The sequence below is a fragment of the Streptomyces inhibens genome (assembly GCF_003389455.1).
In the GTDB taxonomy this organism is placed as follows: Bacteria; Actinomycetota; Actinomycetes; order Streptomycetales; family Streptomycetaceae; genus Streptomyces; species Streptomyces inhibens.
Genome location: NZ_QUAC01000177.1, coordinates 1 through 15,999, shown reverse-complemented (window position 1 = coordinate 15,999; position 15,999 = coordinate 1). Strand labels below are relative to the sequence as shown.

14 protein-coding genes are annotated in these 15,999 nt (G+C 68.9%); 2 read left to right on the top strand and 12 right to left on the bottom strand.

Features of this window, described 5'->3' with window-relative positions:
- Positions 1-1,109 precede the first annotated feature (1,109 nt).
- The 3 genes from DY245_RS48355 to DY245_RS22250 form a co-directional block, all read right to left on the bottom strand.
- Positions 1,110-1,391, bottom strand: coding sequence for a hypothetical protein (locus DY245_RS48355; RefSeq protein ID WP_181923808.1), 282 nt, complete (start codon positions 1,389-1,391; stop codon positions 1,110-1,112).
- A gap of 91 nt (positions 1,392-1,482) precedes the next feature.
- Positions 1,483-2,610 (bottom strand): three-Cys-motif partner protein TcmP, encoded by a 1,128-nt coding sequence (locus DY245_RS22255; protein ID WP_128509012.1) that lies wholly within the window; start codon positions 2,608-2,610, stop codon positions 1,483-1,485.
- Positions 2,611-2,714: 104 nt separating this feature from the next.
- On the bottom strand, positions 2,715-3,470 hold the full coding sequence (locus DY245_RS22250) for a DUF5131 family protein (RefSeq protein WP_128509011.1): 756 nt from the start codon (positions 3,468-3,470) through the stop codon (positions 2,715-2,717).
- A gap of 274 nt (positions 3,471-3,744) precedes the next feature.
- On the opposite strand from DY245_RS22250, the gene DY245_RS22245 reads away from it, so the two are divergent.
- Positions 3,745-3,945, top strand: a complete 201-nt coding sequence (locus DY245_RS22245; RefSeq protein ID WP_128509010.1) for a hypothetical protein — start codon at positions 3,745-3,747, stop codon at positions 3,943-3,945.
- Positions 3,946-4,104: 159 nt separating this feature from the next.
- Here DY245_RS22245 and DY245_RS22240 read toward each other — a convergent pair whose 3' ends face one another.
- The 8 genes from DY245_RS22240 to DY245_RS22205 form a co-directional block, all read right to left on the bottom strand.
- On the bottom strand, positions 4,105-4,791 hold the full coding sequence (locus DY245_RS22240) for a glycosyltransferase family 2 protein (protein ID WP_244943194.1): 687 nt from the start codon (positions 4,789-4,791) through the stop codon (positions 4,105-4,107).
- A 107-nt stretch (positions 4,792-4,898) separates the two neighbouring features.
- Complete coding sequence (locus tag DY245_RS22235) at positions 4,899-6,500, bottom strand: MFS transporter (RefSeq protein WP_128509009.1); 1,602 nt, start codon at positions 6,498-6,500, stop codon at positions 4,899-4,901.
- Positions 6,497-7,081 carry a TetR/AcrR family transcriptional regulator gene (locus tag DY245_RS22230; RefSeq protein ID WP_128509008.1) on the bottom strand — a complete coding sequence of 195 codons (585 nt, stop codon included), beginning with the start codon at positions 7,079-7,081 and terminating at the stop codon, positions 6,497-6,499. The genes DY245_RS22235 and DY245_RS22230 overlap by 4 nt, the downstream gene beginning before the upstream one ends.
- 172 nt (positions 7,082-7,253) lie before the next feature.
- Entirely contained in the window at positions 7,254-8,459 is a 1,206-nt protein-coding gene (locus tag DY245_RS22225) for a S8 family peptidase (RefSeq protein WP_128509007.1), read from the bottom strand.
- Between the two features lie 374 nt (positions 8,460-8,833).
- Entirely contained in the window at positions 8,834-10,048 is a 1,215-nt protein-coding gene (gene mgt, locus DY245_RS22220) for a macrolide-inactivating glycosyltransferase (RefSeq protein WP_244943193.1), read from the bottom strand.
- 197 nt (positions 10,049-10,245) lie between these two features.
- The gene (locus tag DY245_RS22215) at positions 10,246-11,574 is read right to left on the bottom strand and encodes an ABC transporter substrate-binding protein (RefSeq protein ID WP_128509006.1); all 1,329 of its coding nucleotides are present in this window, start codon (positions 11,572-11,574) and stop codon (positions 10,246-10,248) included.
- Entirely contained in the window at positions 11,574-12,458 is an 885-nt protein-coding gene (locus DY245_RS22210; protein WP_128509005.1) for a carbohydrate ABC transporter permease, read from the bottom strand. The genes DY245_RS22215 and DY245_RS22210 overlap by 1 nt, the downstream gene beginning before the upstream one ends.
- Positions 12,455-13,393 (bottom strand): carbohydrate ABC transporter permease, encoded by a 939-nt coding sequence (locus tag DY245_RS22205; protein WP_128509004.1) that lies wholly within the window; start codon positions 13,391-13,393, stop codon positions 12,455-12,457. Before DY245_RS22205 ends, DY245_RS22210 begins: the two co-directional genes overlap by 4 nt.
- 459 nt (positions 13,394-13,852) lie before the next feature.
- On the opposite strand from DY245_RS22205, the gene DY245_RS22200 reads away from it, so the two are divergent.
- Positions 13,853-14,743, top strand: coding sequence for an aminoglycoside phosphotransferase family protein (locus DY245_RS22200; RefSeq protein ID WP_128509003.1), 891 nt, complete (start codon positions 13,853-13,855; stop codon positions 14,741-14,743).
- A 211-nt stretch (positions 14,744-14,954) separates the two neighbouring features.
- Here DY245_RS22200 and DY245_RS22195 read toward each other — a convergent pair whose 3' ends face one another.
- On the bottom strand, positions 14,955-15,674 hold the full coding sequence (locus DY245_RS22195) for an exonuclease domain-containing protein (protein WP_128509002.1): 720 nt from the start codon (positions 15,672-15,674) through the stop codon (positions 14,955-14,957).
- Positions 15,675-15,999 lie beyond the last annotated feature (325 nt).

The following is a 15,999-nucleotide window of genomic DNA, read 5'->3' as shown; positions in this document are numbered from 1 at the left end:
GGCAGGAATGCGATGAGCGGGTTGGAAGCGTCGGACCTGGAGTTCTGGACGCGGTCGGGGGTGCGGCTGCGGGCCCTCTCGCGGCGGGCCGGCCGATGGAACTGGTTGTTCGTGCCGGGTGGTCCCGGTCTGGGGTCGGAGTCGGTGCGGGGACTGGCCTAGGCAGCGGACGTCCCTGGCGCCGTGCGGTGGGTGGACCTGCCGGGCGAGGGTTCGAACCGCGGCGTGCCGCAGGTTCCGGAGCGGCCGTACGCGCCGTGGCCGGGGGTGTTGACCGAAGCGGCCGAGGCGTTGGACGACGTGGTCATGGTCGGCCACCGACCGGCGGCATGTTCCTGCTGTCGGTGCCCGAGCTGGAGGAGCGGCTGGCGGGCATGACTTATCCGGTGGTTCGGCGAGCGCTCGTATCGGACGCGAGGGCAGCGGGGCCTTGGTGGGGCGGGCAGAATGAGTGCCCAGTGGCCAGGAACTGGGGCTCCGCCACCAAGCTGCCCTCACCTGGTCGCCCAAGCAGGCCCACCTCCTCGACGTGAGTGGTCAGATCGGCGTCGGGGCCGGCCAGCGATGCGCCGCTGGGCCTGCTCGATGGAAGATCCTCGCCGAAGTGGAAGATGCTGCTAATGAGCTAGCCGAAAGCGCCAACGCGTTCGTACAGGAGGCCAGTGCTCATCTAAACGGCCGTCGGCTCAGGCCATCGCTGCGTTGGCGCGTCGGCCGGATTCTCCGGCATCGGGAGTCCATGGACCGCTCGGAGTTCTCTCCGCGACTGAACCTCGGGCAGGGGGTGCCCCTGGATCTTCCCGACCGGATGAGGAGCGGCTCGATAGTGCCGCGCGAGTAGTCCGGCCGCTGGGTACGTGCCGCATACGAGCGACTGCACACCGATCGCACGCAGCCGGCCCTTCCTCCTCCTGGCTGCCGCCTTCACGCTCTCCGGCTTCGCCATGTATGCCGTCGTCTTCGGCCTGGCCCCCCTGTTGGCCGAGCGCGGCGCCAACGCGACAACCGCCGCACGGGCACTTGGACTTGGCGGCGCAGGCCAGACGCTCGGTCGCACCCTCTTCGCCACCCTCGCCGCCCGGACATCGACCACAGCCCGAACCACGGTCCTAATCGCCGCCAGCGGTGCCACGACCGCAGCCTTCGCGCTCATTCCCGGCCCGATCCCGCTGCTGATCCTGGTCGCCGTCCTCGCCGGAGTCGTGCGCGGCAACCTCACGCTTCTCCAGGCCACCGCTGTCGCAGACCGCTGGGGCACGACGCACTACGGCCGCCTGTCTGGCCTCCTCGCTGCGCCGGCCACCGTTGCCGGAGCCCTTGCCCCGTTCGCCGGGGCAGCCCTTGCTGGACCACTGGGTGGATACCCACACCTCTTCGGTGCCTCGCGGCATCCTCTGCCGTCGCTGCGATGTTGGGAGCGTGGGCGGGTATGTCGATCGCTGACCTCGGCCCTCGCACGAGCGCCGTACAGTCGAGCGCTGATCAGAAGAGCTCGCCCTGGCCGTGAGCGCTGCCGGTGTTCGGTGGGGGGACGTAGGGAACCACCTGTGTTTCGCTCGTTACCTTGTGCGGCTCGGTGGAGACGGTCTTGGCGTCGCGCATCTGACGCACGAGCGGGGTGACCTGAGCGGGGCGGTAGACGGTCTCAAGCAGCGTGTACTGCCTGAGGTCGGCGACCGACCGCCCCTTCGCGGACGAAGCGATGTAGTCGAGGAGGATCCGGCGGAGCGGGCCGGTGTGGGGCTCAAGCTCAAGTTCGAGTTGCTGCTGCTGGACGTCTCGTGGGTCGCGGTATCGGACGCCGTGGTCGGAGTCCACGCTCCACATGGCGTCCTTCATCTTCTCCAGCCCTCTCTCGTGGCTGGTGCCGAAGATGAGGTAGAGGACACGTCCGCCCTCGTCCACCATCTCGAAGTAGAGGGTGTGGGAGAAGCCGGCGCGGTGAAGGGTGTCACGGTACTGGTCACGCAGGAAGGTGAACTTGTCGCTGGAGGGCTGTTCGAAGACTGCTTGCCACTGAGGGCCGCCGAACGCCGCGTCCCCTGCTTCCCGGTGCCCGTTGTTTTTCTCCGCGAACCTGGTGAGGAAGCCCGGCGCGAACGTCACCATGACCTCTGTGCTGCGGTGCTTGGCGAGTTCCTGGAGGAGGCTGAAGGGGACGTCGGGGCCTCCGTAGCTGTCAAGAAGGACAAACAGGGGGTCTCCCAGGCATCCGGACGTCCGGAGCTCTTCAAGGAGAGTCGGGTGACACTCGCCTCGGTATGTCCCCACGGAGATGCGTCTGTTGATCTCATCCGCATACCGCCCACGGACACGGGCGATCTGGCTCCGCAGCTCGACCTCGCGTCGCTTGTCGCCCTCTACGAGCACCATGCGAATGGTCTTGGGCCGGTGCTGCAGGGTGTCGGCAAATGCCTCGTAGGCGATGACCGGGGATCCAGGCTCCCCCTCGGTGTAGATGCCGGGCCCCGAGAAGCCTTCCGCATACGTGATGGTGTCGTGCCGCGACAGCAAGATTGGCGCCCAGGGCTGCAGGTATTTCTTCAGCAGGTCGTGTTTCGCGGCTGTGTGTGGATCCCTCGACCATACGGAGTTTTTGGGCACGGCCATGTCTGCTCCCCCAGTCCGCCTGTCACCGCAACTCAGGGGAGAGGGTCACATGGCGCTCTTGTGGGACACCAGACCGCCTTCAGGCGATGGCCGGATATGAATGTTCAGGAGGCCGTGGCTTGAAGCCTCTTCGGCATTTCATCCCACGTCTGACCGACGAGCTCCCGGCCTCCGGCCTTTGGTGTGCGACCACCCCACTGCTTGAAGAAGAAGGGGACGTCGTCCGCGTTGCAGATGTCGCGAATCTCGATGATCCACTCCTCCAGAACCGGCCGGTGACCGGGGCCGGACTCTCCGCCGGCAATCACCCAGCCGATCCCCTGAAGGTCCAGTCCGGTGAGCGGTCCGAGCAACGGCTCACACGACAGGAAGCGAACTGCCGCTGGGACTTGGCGCAGGTCGTCGACGCGGCCCAGCTGATCGGCGCTCTCGACGGAAACACCCATCCAAAGGTTCGGAGGCCATTCAAGCTGGTCTGCCACGCGGCGCAGGCGAAGAGCGCGCTTGGTGAGCAGCTGGTAGGTGTGCTGGGGCGTGGCGGCGATCACGCGGAAGACTCGCTGGACGAAGTCCAGCGGAACTCTGGCGTGAAATAGGTCGCTCATCGAATTGACGAAAACCATCCGCGGGGTTTTCCACTGGGAAGGTACGGCAAGGGCGTCCGGGTGCAGAGTGAGGCCGAACCCCGGCCCCGAAGTGCGAGGATCACCGTCGTTCTGGTACTTGGCCGCCCCCATGGCTTTGAGGCGCCGGGATAACGTCAAGGCGTAGCAGTTGTCGCAGCCTGGCGTAACCCGATCGCACCCTGTGGTGGGGTTCCAGGTAGCTTCTGTCCACTCGATCGAACTGCGATCACTCATCGCTGCTCCTCCTGCCGTGAGGCGAAAGCCTCATCCTGCGCCCGATGTGCGCCTCGGCTGCCCTGTATAACGAGTGGCGTACCGAACTGGCACGCGATCCCCTCATCATTCATGTCGAACCTTTGTTCTGTATAGGGGGTCGGCAATTGCCTTTTCTTGCAGGTGGGTTGGGCGACAGGCGTCGTTACGGGTGGGCACTCCGGGAGGAGTTCAATCGTGAGGCGGCCCTCTCTCGTACCACGGGATCTGTACTCAGCGCGGCATCAGCGAGCAGGTGGATGTGCCGGTACAGGTGGAGCCGTCCTTCGGCCGTCGGATCTCGCCGGTCGGCAAGGGCGAGGACGGGCGTGGGATCGTCGAGGCGGAGGCGTACGGCGAGACGGCCGAGGTCGGACTTCTCGTCTCCGAAGATTGCCAGCTCCCAATCGATGAGCAGACGGGATCCGGACACAGGCTCTCCGTGGGCCACGGTTGAGCAGTCCACGCCGGGGCGCCCCCGGGGAAGCGCAGTCGGGAAGCCGCAACCTCGTCCACCGGGCCTCAACCCGCTTCCCCACCCGGACCTATCGTCGCTAGCAGTCGGCCACATAGCTGACGCGACAATGAACCTGACTACCCATCAAAAAAGTCAGCATCAAGTCAGCTTGAATCCTGACAGAGCAGGTTGCACTCGACCACAGTTGCATGCCACAAGGAGGTCCGAGGCAGCACCTCTGACCTGCATGTTTGCCGACATACCAGGCTGGGACGTACGGTCACTCCTCAAGGCGCAACAGGTGAAGTCCATGTCCTCGACGATCGTGCGCTCGGGGAATCCGCCGAAGGACAGCAGATCGTCGCGGCGGAAGACGGAGCAGCAACCCGAGCAGACCATGGGGCTGTTGGCCAGGGCCTGGATGGGGCGGTGCCAGTGGAAGCCGAAGAGATATTCCGTGGACCGTCCGCGCTCCCAGATCGTGCGGGTATGGCGGGTGCGGACCGTGCCGGCCGCTACCGCGACGCTGGGGTCGTCGAAGACGGGGACGACGGTCTCGATGTAGTCCGGTGCGAGAACGGTGTCCGCGTCGACGGCCAGGACGAGGTCGGTGGTGCAGTGCGGCAGGGCGTGGTTCTGCGCCTTGGCCTTGCTGCCGAGATTGCGTGGCGGGCGCAGCACGGTCACGCCGTGTGAGGCCGCCACCTCGCCCGTACGGTCCGTGGAAGCATCGTCCACGACCAGGATGCGGTCAGGCCGGACCGTTTGACACGCGAGGGACTCCAGCGTGGCCGGTAGCCCCTCCTCCTCGTTGTGAGCAGGCACGATGACGGTGATGGTGTGCATGTCGAGCTCCCCCCGCTGTGCGGATCGCCTGGACTACGACAGCGATCAGTCCGATCACGCCGTAGACGATGGTGCTGATGCCGATGAACGGCAGTCCTCCGTGCATGTCACCGACGGTAGCGGGATTCCGTCGCACGCGGTGGGCGAGGCTGCCGCCTGTGGATAACTTCTCGGCGGGGGTTCCGAGTTCGTTCGGCGTCGAGGCGTCGGGGCAGCTTGATTGCCGCCAGGGCGCCGATCGCGGCGAGGACCGCGAGGGCGAACAGCGTGGACCCCATCGCGGAGACAAAAGCGTCGTGGGTCCAGTGCGGCCCGTCGGCGAGCGCTCCGACGCCATGCGATCCGCCGCCGTGTGATGCGCCGCCGTGTGATGCGCCGCCGTACGGCCGGCCGCCGGCAGCGGTCGGTGCGGTGAGGGTGAGCAGCATGGTGGCCACGGCGACGCCCAGCGTCGGGCCGATGTTCATCGCCGTCTGCTGGAGCCCGCCGGCCACCCCGGCGTTGTCCACGGACGCCTGGTGCACGATGACGGCCGTCGCGGTGACCATCACCGTGCCGAATCCGGCGCCCAGCAGAAGGAAGCCGGCACCGATCTCCACCGGCGTGGCCCTCTGGTCGAGTTGGGACAGCAGGAGGATGCCGAGGGTCAGGAGCACCATCGCCGCCATGGTCGTCCGTCGGGGGCCGTGTCTGCGCTGCAGGACGGCCGAGGCCGGCGCGCTCAGCACCATCATCACGGCCAGCGGCAGCACGCGCAGACCGCTCTCCAGGGGGTCCAGCGCGAGAACGTCCTGCAAGAAGTACGTGCCGACGAACAGCGCACCGAACAGGGCTGCCGAGGCGGACAGCAGGATGGTGAGCGCCGAGAGGACGGTTGCCGATCCGAGCACGCTCGGCGGCACCAGCGGGCTCGCGGTACGCCGTTCGTGCCGGATGAACGCGCCACAGGTGACCGCGGCCGCGACGCCTCCCAGCGTGGTCACCGCCGTCCAGCCGGTTTCCGGTATCGCGACGAGGGTGTGGACCAGGCAGACCAGGGTTATCGCGAGCAGACAGGCGCCGGGCAGGTCGAGCCGGGCAGCGGAGGCGCCGGCTCCGGTCGCCGGCGAAGAGGTAGGCGCAGTCGTAGGCGTGGGCGTAGGAGCAGGCGTCGGCAGGTGGACGGTGAGGGCCAGTACGCCGATCACGAGCGCGGGTGCCACGTTGAGGAAGAAGACCGCCCGCCAGCCCAGATGGGCGGCGAGTGCGCCGCCGACGATCGGGCCGGCGGCGGCCGCCAGACCGATGGCGCTGGTGCGCAGTGCGAGGGGCATACCGAGCTGGTCGCGCGGGTACGTGGCGCGCAGCATTCCCAGGGTGGCCGGTTGCAACAGCGCGCCGAAGACGCCCTGGGCGACGCGTAGACCGATCACCCAGCCGACGTCGGAGGCCAGGCCGATCCCCGCCGAAGTGGCGCCGAAGCCCAGGATCCCGATGGCGAAGATCTGTTGGTGGCCGAACCGGTCGCCGAGGCGGCCGGCGAAGACCAGCAGGCTCGCGACGGCGATGAGATAGCCGGTGCTGGTCCACTGGACCTGCACGAACGAGGCGTGCAGGGCCCGCTGCATGGTGGGCTGGGCCACGGTCAGCACCGTGCCGTCCAGGGCGACGATCACGGCCCCGGTGATACTGCCGACGAGCGTGAGGCGACGATGGCGTACTGAGCTCATCGGCCCTCCGGCCCGAGGTGCGCGTTCAGCGCGGCGCGCAGCAGCGGTTCGACGTCGTCGGTCCCCGTAGCGAGCGGGAGGCTGCCCCACCCCCACAGCTGGGCGATGCCGTGCAGGTTCCCCCACAGTGCGCCCGCGACGACAGGTGGCGCCGCATCAGCCGGTGGCTGTGCCCGGGCCACGAGGTCGACGAGGACGCGGAAGAGCGGCAGGCTGGTCTCCCGCAGACCGAGCTGATTGCTCTCCAACAGGTCATGGCGGAACATCAGCTCGAACATCCCGCGGTGGCTCAGCGCGAAGTCGAGATAGCAGCGTCCCAGCGCCATGAGCTGGGCGCGGGGGCTCGCCCGGCCGTCGCCGATCACCTCGGCGACCCGGTCGCCCAGGTCGGCAAAGCCCTGACGCGCGATGGCGGACAGCAGGTCCAGATGGGTCGGGAAGTAGCGGCGCGGAGCTCCGTGCGAGACCCCGGCCTGGCGGGCGATCTCGCGCAGCGACAGCGCCTGAATTCCTTCTCTGGTCAGCAGGTCGACGCCGACCTCGACCAAACGGGCACGCAGGCCCGCCTCTTGATCACTCATAGACACTGTCTACCAAATCGAGTAGGCAGTGTCTACGGACGGCCCGCTCGCCGACCGATCGGCGAGACGGGGCTCGTCCGGTCAAGGAGCCGGAAAACACAACGACGCCGGCCGCCGCGCCCCGTGGGGGCGAGCGCGACGGCCGGCGTGTGGAGCTGAGGCGATGAGGTTCTTACTCGACGACCTTCAGCAGCTTGTTGGGCGTGCCCTCGCTCGGGTTCGAGATCTTGTCGGGCGTGGCGCCGTCCGTGAGCGCCTTCTCCACGTCGGCCGGCTTGGCGTCCTGGTGGCCGGCCAGGTAGACCGCGGCGGCACCCACGACATGCGGGGTCGCCATGGACGTACCGGAGATGGTGTTGGTGGCGTCGTCGCCGGTGTTCCAGTCCGAGGTGATGTCGGAGCCGGGGGCGTAAAGGTCCACCACGCTGCCGTAGTTGGAGAAGTCCGACTGCTGGTCGTCCTTGGTGCTGGAGGCCACCGTGATGGCTTCCTTCACCCGCGCCGGGGAGCCCTGGCCCGCGTCGGTGGACTCGTTGCCCGCCGCGACACCGAAGGTGACACCGGAGTCGATGGCCTTCTTCACGGCCGCATCGAGCGCCTCGTCAGCGCCGCCACCGAGCGACATGTTGGCGACCGAGGGGCCCTTGTGGTTCTTGGTCACCCAGTCGATGCCCGCGACGACCTGCTCGGTGGTGCCGGAGCCCTGAGCGTCCAGGACCTTGACGGCCACGATCTTGGCCTTCTTGGCGACACCGTGCGCCTCACCGGCGATGGTGCCCGAGACGTGGGTGCCATGGCCGTTGTCGTCCTCGGCCTTGTCGCTGTTGTCGATGGCGTTGAAGCCGTACGACGCGCGGCCGCCGAAGTCCTTGTGGCTGATGTGGACACCGGTGTCGATGACGTAGGCGGTGACGCCCTCACCCGCGCTGTCGGGGTAGTTGTACTTGCCGTCGCCCTTGGTGTCCGCCTGGTCGATGCGGTCCAGGCCCCACGACGGCGGGTTGTCCTGGGTGCCGTCGATGTGGAACTTCTTGTTCTGTACGACCTTGTCGACGGCCGGGTCGGCGGCGAGGCGCTTGGCCTCCTCCTCGTTCAGACCGGTCGTCGAGAAGCCGTCGACGGAGGAGTAGCTCCGCTTGACCTTGCCGCCGTACTTGGCGGCCAGGTCACCGCTCTCCGCGGTACGGACCGACTTCTTCAGCATGACGATGTAGCTGCCGTTCACGGCACCCTTGGCCTCGGCACCGTAGATCTTGCCTACGACGGGAGCCGGGGACGCGCCCGCGGTGACCGCGGTGACGGCGGCGATACCAGTGGCGGCGACCGCGGCGGATATTGCCGTGATGAGCCGCTTCTTGCTGGAACGCTTGTGAGCCATTGCGAGGGTTCTCCTCGTTCGTGGTGTGGGGGGAAAGCGTTGCGCAACAGCCCGTGGAGACCGGAAGATCTGCGACGGACTGGCTCGAAACCCTGTCTGATTGACGGGTCCAATTCAAGGGCCGCCGAGCCGTGTGAGATAAGCAACAACCCTGCAAAAATGTAAAAAGTCGCAGAACTGGTCATAAAAAGTTTTGCGGGTTGAACCTGGTGGGCTCAACTCCGTTTACGTGCGTGTAATAGACGGTGACATTGCGGCGAACGGTCCGTCAGATGGGTTGCGCGGTATGGCAGGCTCGCGCTCCGCAAGATGTGTGTGCGACCCGTGTACGTGCAGTCCCGCGCACATGCAGTCCCGTCACGGATCGGTACGGGTCAGCGGGGCAGTGCGGCCTCGATGAGATCCGCCGCCTGCCGGGTGCCGCCCTCGCGGGCCATCTGCCGGCGCAACCGATCGGCGTGCGCGGCGACTTCGGGATCGTTCACCAAGGACAGCACCGCCTCGCGCAGCGTCTGCGCGGTGGCTTCCTCCTTCGGCAGATGCGTGCCGACGCCGAGCGCCTGGAGCATGTCGGCGTTGGAGAACTGGTCCACGGCTTGCGGTACGCACACCATGGGCACGCCGTTCGCCAGCCCCTCCCGACTGCCGCCCATCCCGGCGTGCGTGATGAAGGCGTCCGCCCGGCGGAGGACGGCGAGTTGCGGCACCCACTGGTGCACCTCGAAATTGTCCGGGATCGCGCCGAGTTCCGACGGGTCGACGAACTTGCCGATCTGCAGCACCACATACCAGTCCGCCAGCCCGCCGAACGCCTCGATGCAGGCCCGGTAGAAGGCGGGTTCCTTGGTGAAGGCGGAGCCCAGGGAGACCAGAAGCACCTTGGTGCCGGGCGCCAGATGCGCCGGCCGTTGCCAGTCGCCCTGGTGGGAGCGGTCGCCCTGACAGGAGCCGACAAAGGTGTATACGGATTCATCGACCCGGTCGGCGTGCGGCTGCATGGCCTTGGGGATCAGGACCAGGCAGCGGCCGGGCCGGGCCACGAAGCGGTCGGGGTCGGTGCGGGAGGTCATATCGTGCTCGTCGAGCCAGGCCTGGAAGCGTGCGTAGTACGCCCGGCCGCGTTCGGTGCCGAGCAGCTCGGCCCGCATCGGCTCGGCGACCTCCGCCTCGTAGCCCTCCCAGGCGACCATGTTGGGGGCGAGCTGGATCGCCGGGACCTGCCAGCGATGGGCGAGCACGGGCGCCGGGTACGAGGTGATGTCGTGCAGGACGAGGTCGGGTTCATCGCCCTCGTAGGCCGCGAGGAGCTGCGGGAACGCCTGGATGCCGTCGTTGAGGAACGGCTCCAGGTTGTCGATGAGTTCGGTGCCCCAGTCCTCCGGCTTGTCTTCGGTGGGCAGGGTGGAGTTCCAGAGTCTGGGCTCGGCACCGGTGCCGGCGATGAGGTCGGCGAAGGCGGGCGGAATGGCGTAGGTGACGCGGTGGCCGCGGGCGACGAGCTCCCGTACGACCTCAAGGCTCGGATTGACATGGCCGTGCGCCGCGATGCTGAACATCGCGATATGGGCGGGCATTTGGGCGTGGGGCATGGCGAACACACTCCTTGGCGCGGGCGCACGGAGGGAAGGGACGTAAGTGCCCCCGCAGGCTAGACGAGACGATACGTCTCGTGCAACTACCTTGCGGCTGCGGGAAGCAGCCCTGCCCGAATCCCTGTATGCCTCCTTGCCCGTGTCCCTGTGTGTCTCCTTGCCCGTGTCCCTGTGTGTCTCCCTGCCCGCGTCCCTCAGCGCTGGTAGCGCGCCAGGACCAGGTTGCCGTCCTTGACGAGCCGCTTGCGCAAGGTGTCCAGATCGATGGCGCCGCTGTAGTACTCCTGCAGTCCGGGAGTTGCGATCTTGTCCTTCCACTCCGGGTAGCCGCGGACCGACTGGGCCGGGGCGGAGCGGAGCGAGCTCGCCAGCGCGGTGCCGGTCGCCCAGTCGTACTCGGTCACCCGTAGCGCCGGATCCTTCAGCGCTTCCCGGCCGGTCGGCAGCAGCCAGTCGCCCAGGGCGAGCCGGACCATGTTCGGCGGCCTGAGGAGGAAGTCGATGAAGGCCATCGCCTCTTCCTTGTACGGGCAGTCCTCGGCGATCGACAGGGTCTGCGGGCTCACCCCCTGGGCCGGCGTGGTGCCCTTGGGGGCGGGCAGCACCGTCCAGTCGAAGCCCTTGGGTGCCTGCTGGGCGATCTGCTGGCGGTACGAGAAGCCGAGCGGCACCATCGCATAGCGCCCGGCGAAGAAGCCCGGCAGGGTGTCGGAGCCGCCCATGCCCAGGGTCGTACGGGAGGCGGTGCGGTCGACGTTCACCTGGTCGTGGATGGTGCGCGGCACCACCTGGTCGACGGCGTCGAAGCGGACCTCCACCTTGCCGTCGGGGCGGCGGTGGAAGACCTGGCCGCCCGTGGACAGGGCGAGGTTGAGGGTGGCCGAGACCGGTTCCTTCAACGGCCAGGCGACGCCGTGGTCGGCGCCGCGGGTCAGCCGCTTCGCCACCTCCCCGAACTCGTCCCAGGTCCAAGGGTGTTCGGGGGTGGGCATGCGGACGCCGGAGCCGCGCAGCTTCGCGCGGTTCGCGATCAGCACCCGTGGTTCCTGGAGGAACGGAACGCCGTAGACCCGGCCGTCGAACGTTCCGGTCTCCCAGCTCTGCCGTGGGATGTCGCGCTCAAGGCGCGGGGGCAGCAGGTCGGTGAGATCGGCGAGATCGCCGCCGTAGGCGAAGTCCGCGAGGTCGTCGGAGGCGTCGTGGATGATGTCCGGCGCCTCGCCGCCCTCGAAGGCGGTCAGCAGCTGGTCGTGGACGGTGGACCAGGCACCCTGGACGTACTGCACCTGAACGCGGGGGTGTTGGGCGTTCCACTCGGCGACCAGCTGTTTGTTGGCCTTGAGGGAGTCCTGCTGCCAGGCCAGCGACTGGAAGCGCAGGGTGATCCGGCCGCCGGGCGCGCGCCGCCGGCGGCCGGTGGAGCAGCCCGGCAGCAGGGCCGCGGCGGGCAGCGCGGCGGCGGCCGTGAGCAGTGTCCGCCGGTCGAGGCGGGCGGGGGTGGCCGGCGTGGTGTCGTGGCGCATCAGTTCTTCACCGCCCCGGCGAGCATCCCGCCCGTGATCCGCCGCTGGATGGCGGCGAACAGGAGCAGGCTCGGGAGGGTGGCCAGCAGCGCGGCGGCGGCGAGCGGGCCGAGGTCGGTGACGCCCTCCGTCCCGATGAAGTGGGTCAGCACGACCGGCAGCGTCTGTTTCTCGGGCGACTTGAGCAGGACCAGGGCGAAGAAGAACTCGTTCCAGGCGGTGATGAAGGCGAACAGCGCGGTGGCGACGATGCCCGGTGCGAGCAGCGGCGCGGTGACCGAGACGAGCGTACGGATCCGGCCGGCGCCGTCCACGGCCGCTGCCTCCTCCAACTCGGGTGGTACGGCCCGGACATAGCCCGTGAGCATCCACAGCGCGAACGGCAGCGACCAGACCACATAGACCATGATCAGACCGATCCGGGAGTCCACCAGATGGAGGCCCTTCAGGATCAGGAACAGCGGGATGATCACCAGCACCAGCGGGAAGGCCTGGCTGATCACCACCCAGCCGGTGGCCGCCCGCGAGAGCCGGTTGCGGTAACGGGCCAGTGCGTACGCCATCGGGGTCGCCAGCACGATCGCGATCAGCGCGGAGACCGCGGCGGCCAGCAGGCTGTTGCCCGCGGCCGCCAGCAGCGGCTGCTGCTCGAAGGCCTGCCGGAAGTTCTCCAGGGTGGGCGCCTCGGGTATCCAGGTGGGGTGGATGCTGCCGAGTTCGCGCGGTGGCTTGAAGGCGGTGGAGATCAGCCAGAGGAACGGGAAGGCCAGAAAGATCAGGTAGGCGAGGAGGGCGGCGTACTGGCCGGTGCGGGTGGCGGTGCGCCGCGCGGTGCCGGCGTTCTTCCCCCGTCCCGCGGAGCCCCGGTGCTCGGTGTCGTTCACTGGTCGTCACCCCCCTTCAGCCGGCCGGCCAGGTAAACGGCCAGCAGGACGGAGATCACCGCGACCATCGCCAGGCCCATCGTGGCGGCGTATCCGAACTGGCCGTAGCGGAAGGCCTCTTCGTACGCGAAGAGCATCGGCAGTCGGGTCCGGCCACCTGGGCCGCCGTCGGTCAGCACGAAGACCAGGGCGAAGGAGTTGAAATTCCAGATGAAGTTGAGCGCGGTGACGGCGAGCGCGATGGGCCTGATGGCGGGCCAGGTGACCGTACGGAAGCGGCGCCAGGCGCCCGCGCCGTCCATGGACGCGGCTTCGTGCAGCTCGCGCGGGACGCTCTGCAGGCCGGCCAGGAGGGTGACGGTGGTCTGTGGCATCCCGGCCCAGACACCGACGACGATGACCGCGGGCAGCGCGGTGGCCAGCCCGCTCAGCCAGTCCCGGCCGTCTGCTCCGGACAGCCCCAGGCTGCGCAGCGTCTCGTTGAGGACGCCGGCGTCCGGGTGGTAGACCAGCCGCCACATGATGCCGACGACGACCTCGGGCATCGCCCACGGGATGATCGCCAGCGCGCGGGCCAGCCAGCGCAGCCGCAGATTCAGGTTGAGCAGCAGGGCGAGGCCGAGGGCGAGTAAGAACTGCGGGACAGTGACGCCGAAGGCCCACAGCAGACCGATCCGGAAGGAGTCCCAGAACAGGGAGTCCTGGAACAGATCGGAGAAGTTGAGCAGCCCCACGAACCGGGTGGCCTGGGTCCGGCCCGACTGGGCGTCGGTGAACGCCAGCCCGATGCCGTACAACAACGGTCCCACGCTCAGCACCAGGATCGGAATCAGCGCGGGCAGCACCAGGAACCAGGCGCCGTGGTCGGGTCGGGGCCGGGCGGCGCGGCCCGCGTCCGCTGCGGTTGACCGCTGTGGCGCGGTCGCAAGGGTCACGGCAGGGGCTCCTTAGGGCGCGGCCCGGTCCGGCGGGCGCTGAGCGCGGCCCCCGGGTCGGGTATGCGGTCTGCTGGTTCGGTGCTCGGTGCCGCGGCACCCGTTGGCGCTGCGGCATACGGCTGTCCGTTGCTCGCTGCTGCGATCGGGAGCCACCGCGCTACCGCGCCGGCTCGGTCGCCGCCTCTCCCGCCGTCGGTTGTGCTGCCATCGCGCCTCCCCCTCTCCCCCGTTGTCCGCCCTCGTCGGCACCGTGTCCGTACGGCAGGGTGCGGCAAGGTCGTTCCGGCCCGGGCTCCCCTGTCGGGAGGTGCTCCGGGGCAGCCGGCCGCCGTCATCGTCGTGAGGGCTGCCACCACAGTCAAGGTCCCGGCCGGATTCCTTGAAGGATCTCCCCACCTGGGCGGTCCGCCCAACCTGCGACACTGGTCGCGATCACGCACCGCAGGAGGCATCACCATGACCGAAGCGAGCCCCGCCGCCTTCACGGAGGCGCGCGCCCGGGACGTACTGGCCTCGGCCGGGCGGCCGGACGCGGCGGCCGACGCCAGGCTGCTCTCGCTCGGCGAGAACGCCGTCTTCGCGCTCGGCGACGGCGGTCCGGTCGTACGGGTGGGCCGCAGCGCCGAACTCCTGGAGCGGGCCGAGCGGGAGCTGGGCGTGGCCCAGTGGCTGGCGACCGAGGGCGTGCCGGCCGTACGGGCCGCGGAGCCCGTGGCCACGCTGGTCGACGGGCATCCCGTGACGTACTGGCAGCGGCTGCCGGAGGCCGTCCGGCCCGCCGGTCCGGATGATCTCGCCGCGCTGCTGAAGCTGGTCCACAGCCTGCCGGAGCCGCCGTTCGCACTCCCCCGGCGCGAGCTGCTCGGCGGCGTCGAGCGCTGGCTGCGGCTGGCGGGCGACGCCGTATCGGCGCCGGACGCGGAGTATCTGCGCGGTCGGCGGGATGCGTTCGCGGCGGCCGCCACGGCGCTGGAGCCGCATCTGCCCCGCGGTCCGATCCATGGCGACGCGCTGACGCGCAATGTCCATGTCGGCCCCGACGGGCCGGTGCTGGTCGATCTGGAAACCTTCGCCTCCGATCTGCGGGAACACGACCTTGTCGTAATGGCGCTGAGCCGGGACCGCTACGGCCTGTCCCCGGACTCCTACGACACCTTTGTCTCCGTCTACGGCTGGGACGTACGCGACTGGGAGGGCTGCGCCGTGCTGCGCGGGTCCCGGGAGACGGCGAGCTGCGCCTGGGTCTCCCAGCACGCGCCCGGAAACCCGGCGGCGCTCAAGGAATTCCGGCGCCGGATCGCCTCACTGCGCGAGAAGGACGCGACGGTGCGGTGGTATCCGTTCTGAGGCCGGCACGGCCCGGACGACCGCGACAGGGTCCGCCGGGCCGAGGCGGGAACAGCCGAGCCGCGGGACGGCTGGGCTGAGGCGGGAACAGCCGAGCCGCGGGACAGTCGGACTGAGGCGGGAACAGTCGGACCGCGGGACAGCCGAACCGAGACAGGGACGGGCAGTGAAGTCGAGCTGTCCCGACCGGGCGGCCCGCCACCGCTGCCGGTCAGGCCCTGGTCTGGTATGGGATCAGCGGCCAGGCCGGTTCGACTATCGCCCGTGGGTCTCCCGAGCGCCGCAAATACGCCTGGAACGAGGCGGCTTGTTCGGCGGCGGCCTGCTCCTGGAGGGCGTGCAGGGCACGCGGCGACGGGATGGCGACGGCCGGGAACTTCTCCCCGATGCGCCGGGCGACGCCGGCCGCGGCCGCCGCGTCGGCGCCGGCTTCGTGTGCGCCCTCCAGCCGGACGCCGTAGTGACCGCACAGCGCCTGGAGCGCGCGCTTGCCCTTGCGGTAGCGGTCCACATGCTTGTCCAGGACCAGAGGGTCGATGACCGGTGCGGGGGTGTGCCCGAGCCGCTCGGTCAGGGTCCGCAGGCCGTGGCGCCGGCACTCGCGGTCGAGCAGCGAGAGGTCGTAGCGCGCGTTCATCACCACCAGCGGGATCTCCGCGCGCAGGGCATCGGCCAGCGCCTCGGTGATTTCCTCTATGGCGGTCGCCGGCGGGCGGCCGTGTTCTTGGACATATGCGGTCGAAATGCCATGAATGGCCGCTGCCTCGTCGGGAATCGGCACCCCCGGATCGAGCAGCCAGGTCTGATTCCCGGCCGCCCTGCCGTCCCCCTCCAGCCGGATCAGGGCTGCGGTGACGATGCGGTCCTGCTCGACGTCGGTGCCTGTGGTCTCCAGGTCGAAGCTGACCAGCAGCTCCTGATGCCAGCTCATGCCGAAACCTCGCTTCGCTCGGCCTCGCACTCGCTCGGCGCGCACCTTTCTTCGGTTTTCCCCCAGCCTTCGGCCGGGGGGACCCCCACGCTGCGCTCGCTCATGCGGCCTCCTTCGGTGGTACTTCCCCCGTTGCCCGCCCACTCTCGCACGCACCACCGACAATCGACCGGCCGCCCGTCGCGGCAGGGCAGCCACACCCGCCCGCCACCTCGCCGACCCGGCCCCGATCCGCTGGACACGCCCTAAGAACTCCTAACGCAATGACTTCAGGCGCCGCCAGCAGATGAGTGCGCATCCCAGGGTGAGAAAGGCTTCGTGGATG

What these genes read in the sequence shown, in the direction of transcription:
- DY245_RS48355 (WP_181923808.1), bottom strand. Translation starts at nt 1,391, where the DNA reads ATGCCGCGAGGCACCGAAGAGGTGTGGGTATCCACCCAGTGGTCCAGC.
- DY245_RS22255 (WP_128509012.1), bottom strand. Translation starts at nt 2,610, where the DNA reads ATGGCCGTGCCCAAAAACTCCGTATGGTCGAGGGATCCACACACAGCC.
- DY245_RS22250 (WP_128509011.1), bottom strand. Translation starts at nt 3,470, where the DNA reads ATGAGTGATCGCAGTTCGATCGAGTGGACAGAAGCTACCTGGAACCCC.
- DY245_RS22240 (WP_244943194.1), bottom strand. Translation starts at nt 4,791, where the DNA reads ATGCACACCATCACCGTCATCGTGCCTGCTCACAACGAGGAGGAGGGG.
- DY245_RS22235 (WP_128509009.1), bottom strand. Translation starts at nt 6,500, where the DNA reads ATGAGCTCAGTACGCCATCGTCGCCTCACGCTCGTCGGCAGTATCACC.
- DY245_RS22230 (WP_128509008.1), bottom strand. Translation starts at nt 7,081, where the DNA reads ATGAGTGATCAAGAGGCGGGCCTGCGTGCCCGTTTGGTCGAGGTCGGC.
- DY245_RS22225 (WP_128509007.1), bottom strand. Translation starts at nt 8,459, where the DNA reads ATGGCTCACAAGCGTTCCAGCAAGAAGCGGCTCATCACGGCAATATCC.
- mgt (WP_244943193.1), bottom strand. Translation starts at nt 10,048, where the DNA reads ATGCCCCACGCCCAAATGCCCGCCCATATCGCGATGTTCAGCATCGCG.
- DY245_RS22215 (WP_128509006.1), bottom strand. Translation starts at nt 11,574, where the DNA reads ATGCGCCACGACACCACGCCGGCCACCCCCGCCCGCCTCGACCGGCGG.
- DY245_RS22200 (WP_128509003.1), top strand. Translation starts at nt 13,853, where the DNA reads ATGACCGAAGCGAGCCCCGCCGCCTTCACGGAGGCGCGCGCCCGGGAC.
- DY245_RS22195 (WP_128509002.1), bottom strand. Translation starts at nt 15,674, where the DNA reads ATGAGCTGGCATCAGGAGCTGCTGGTCAGCTTCGACCTGGAGACCACA.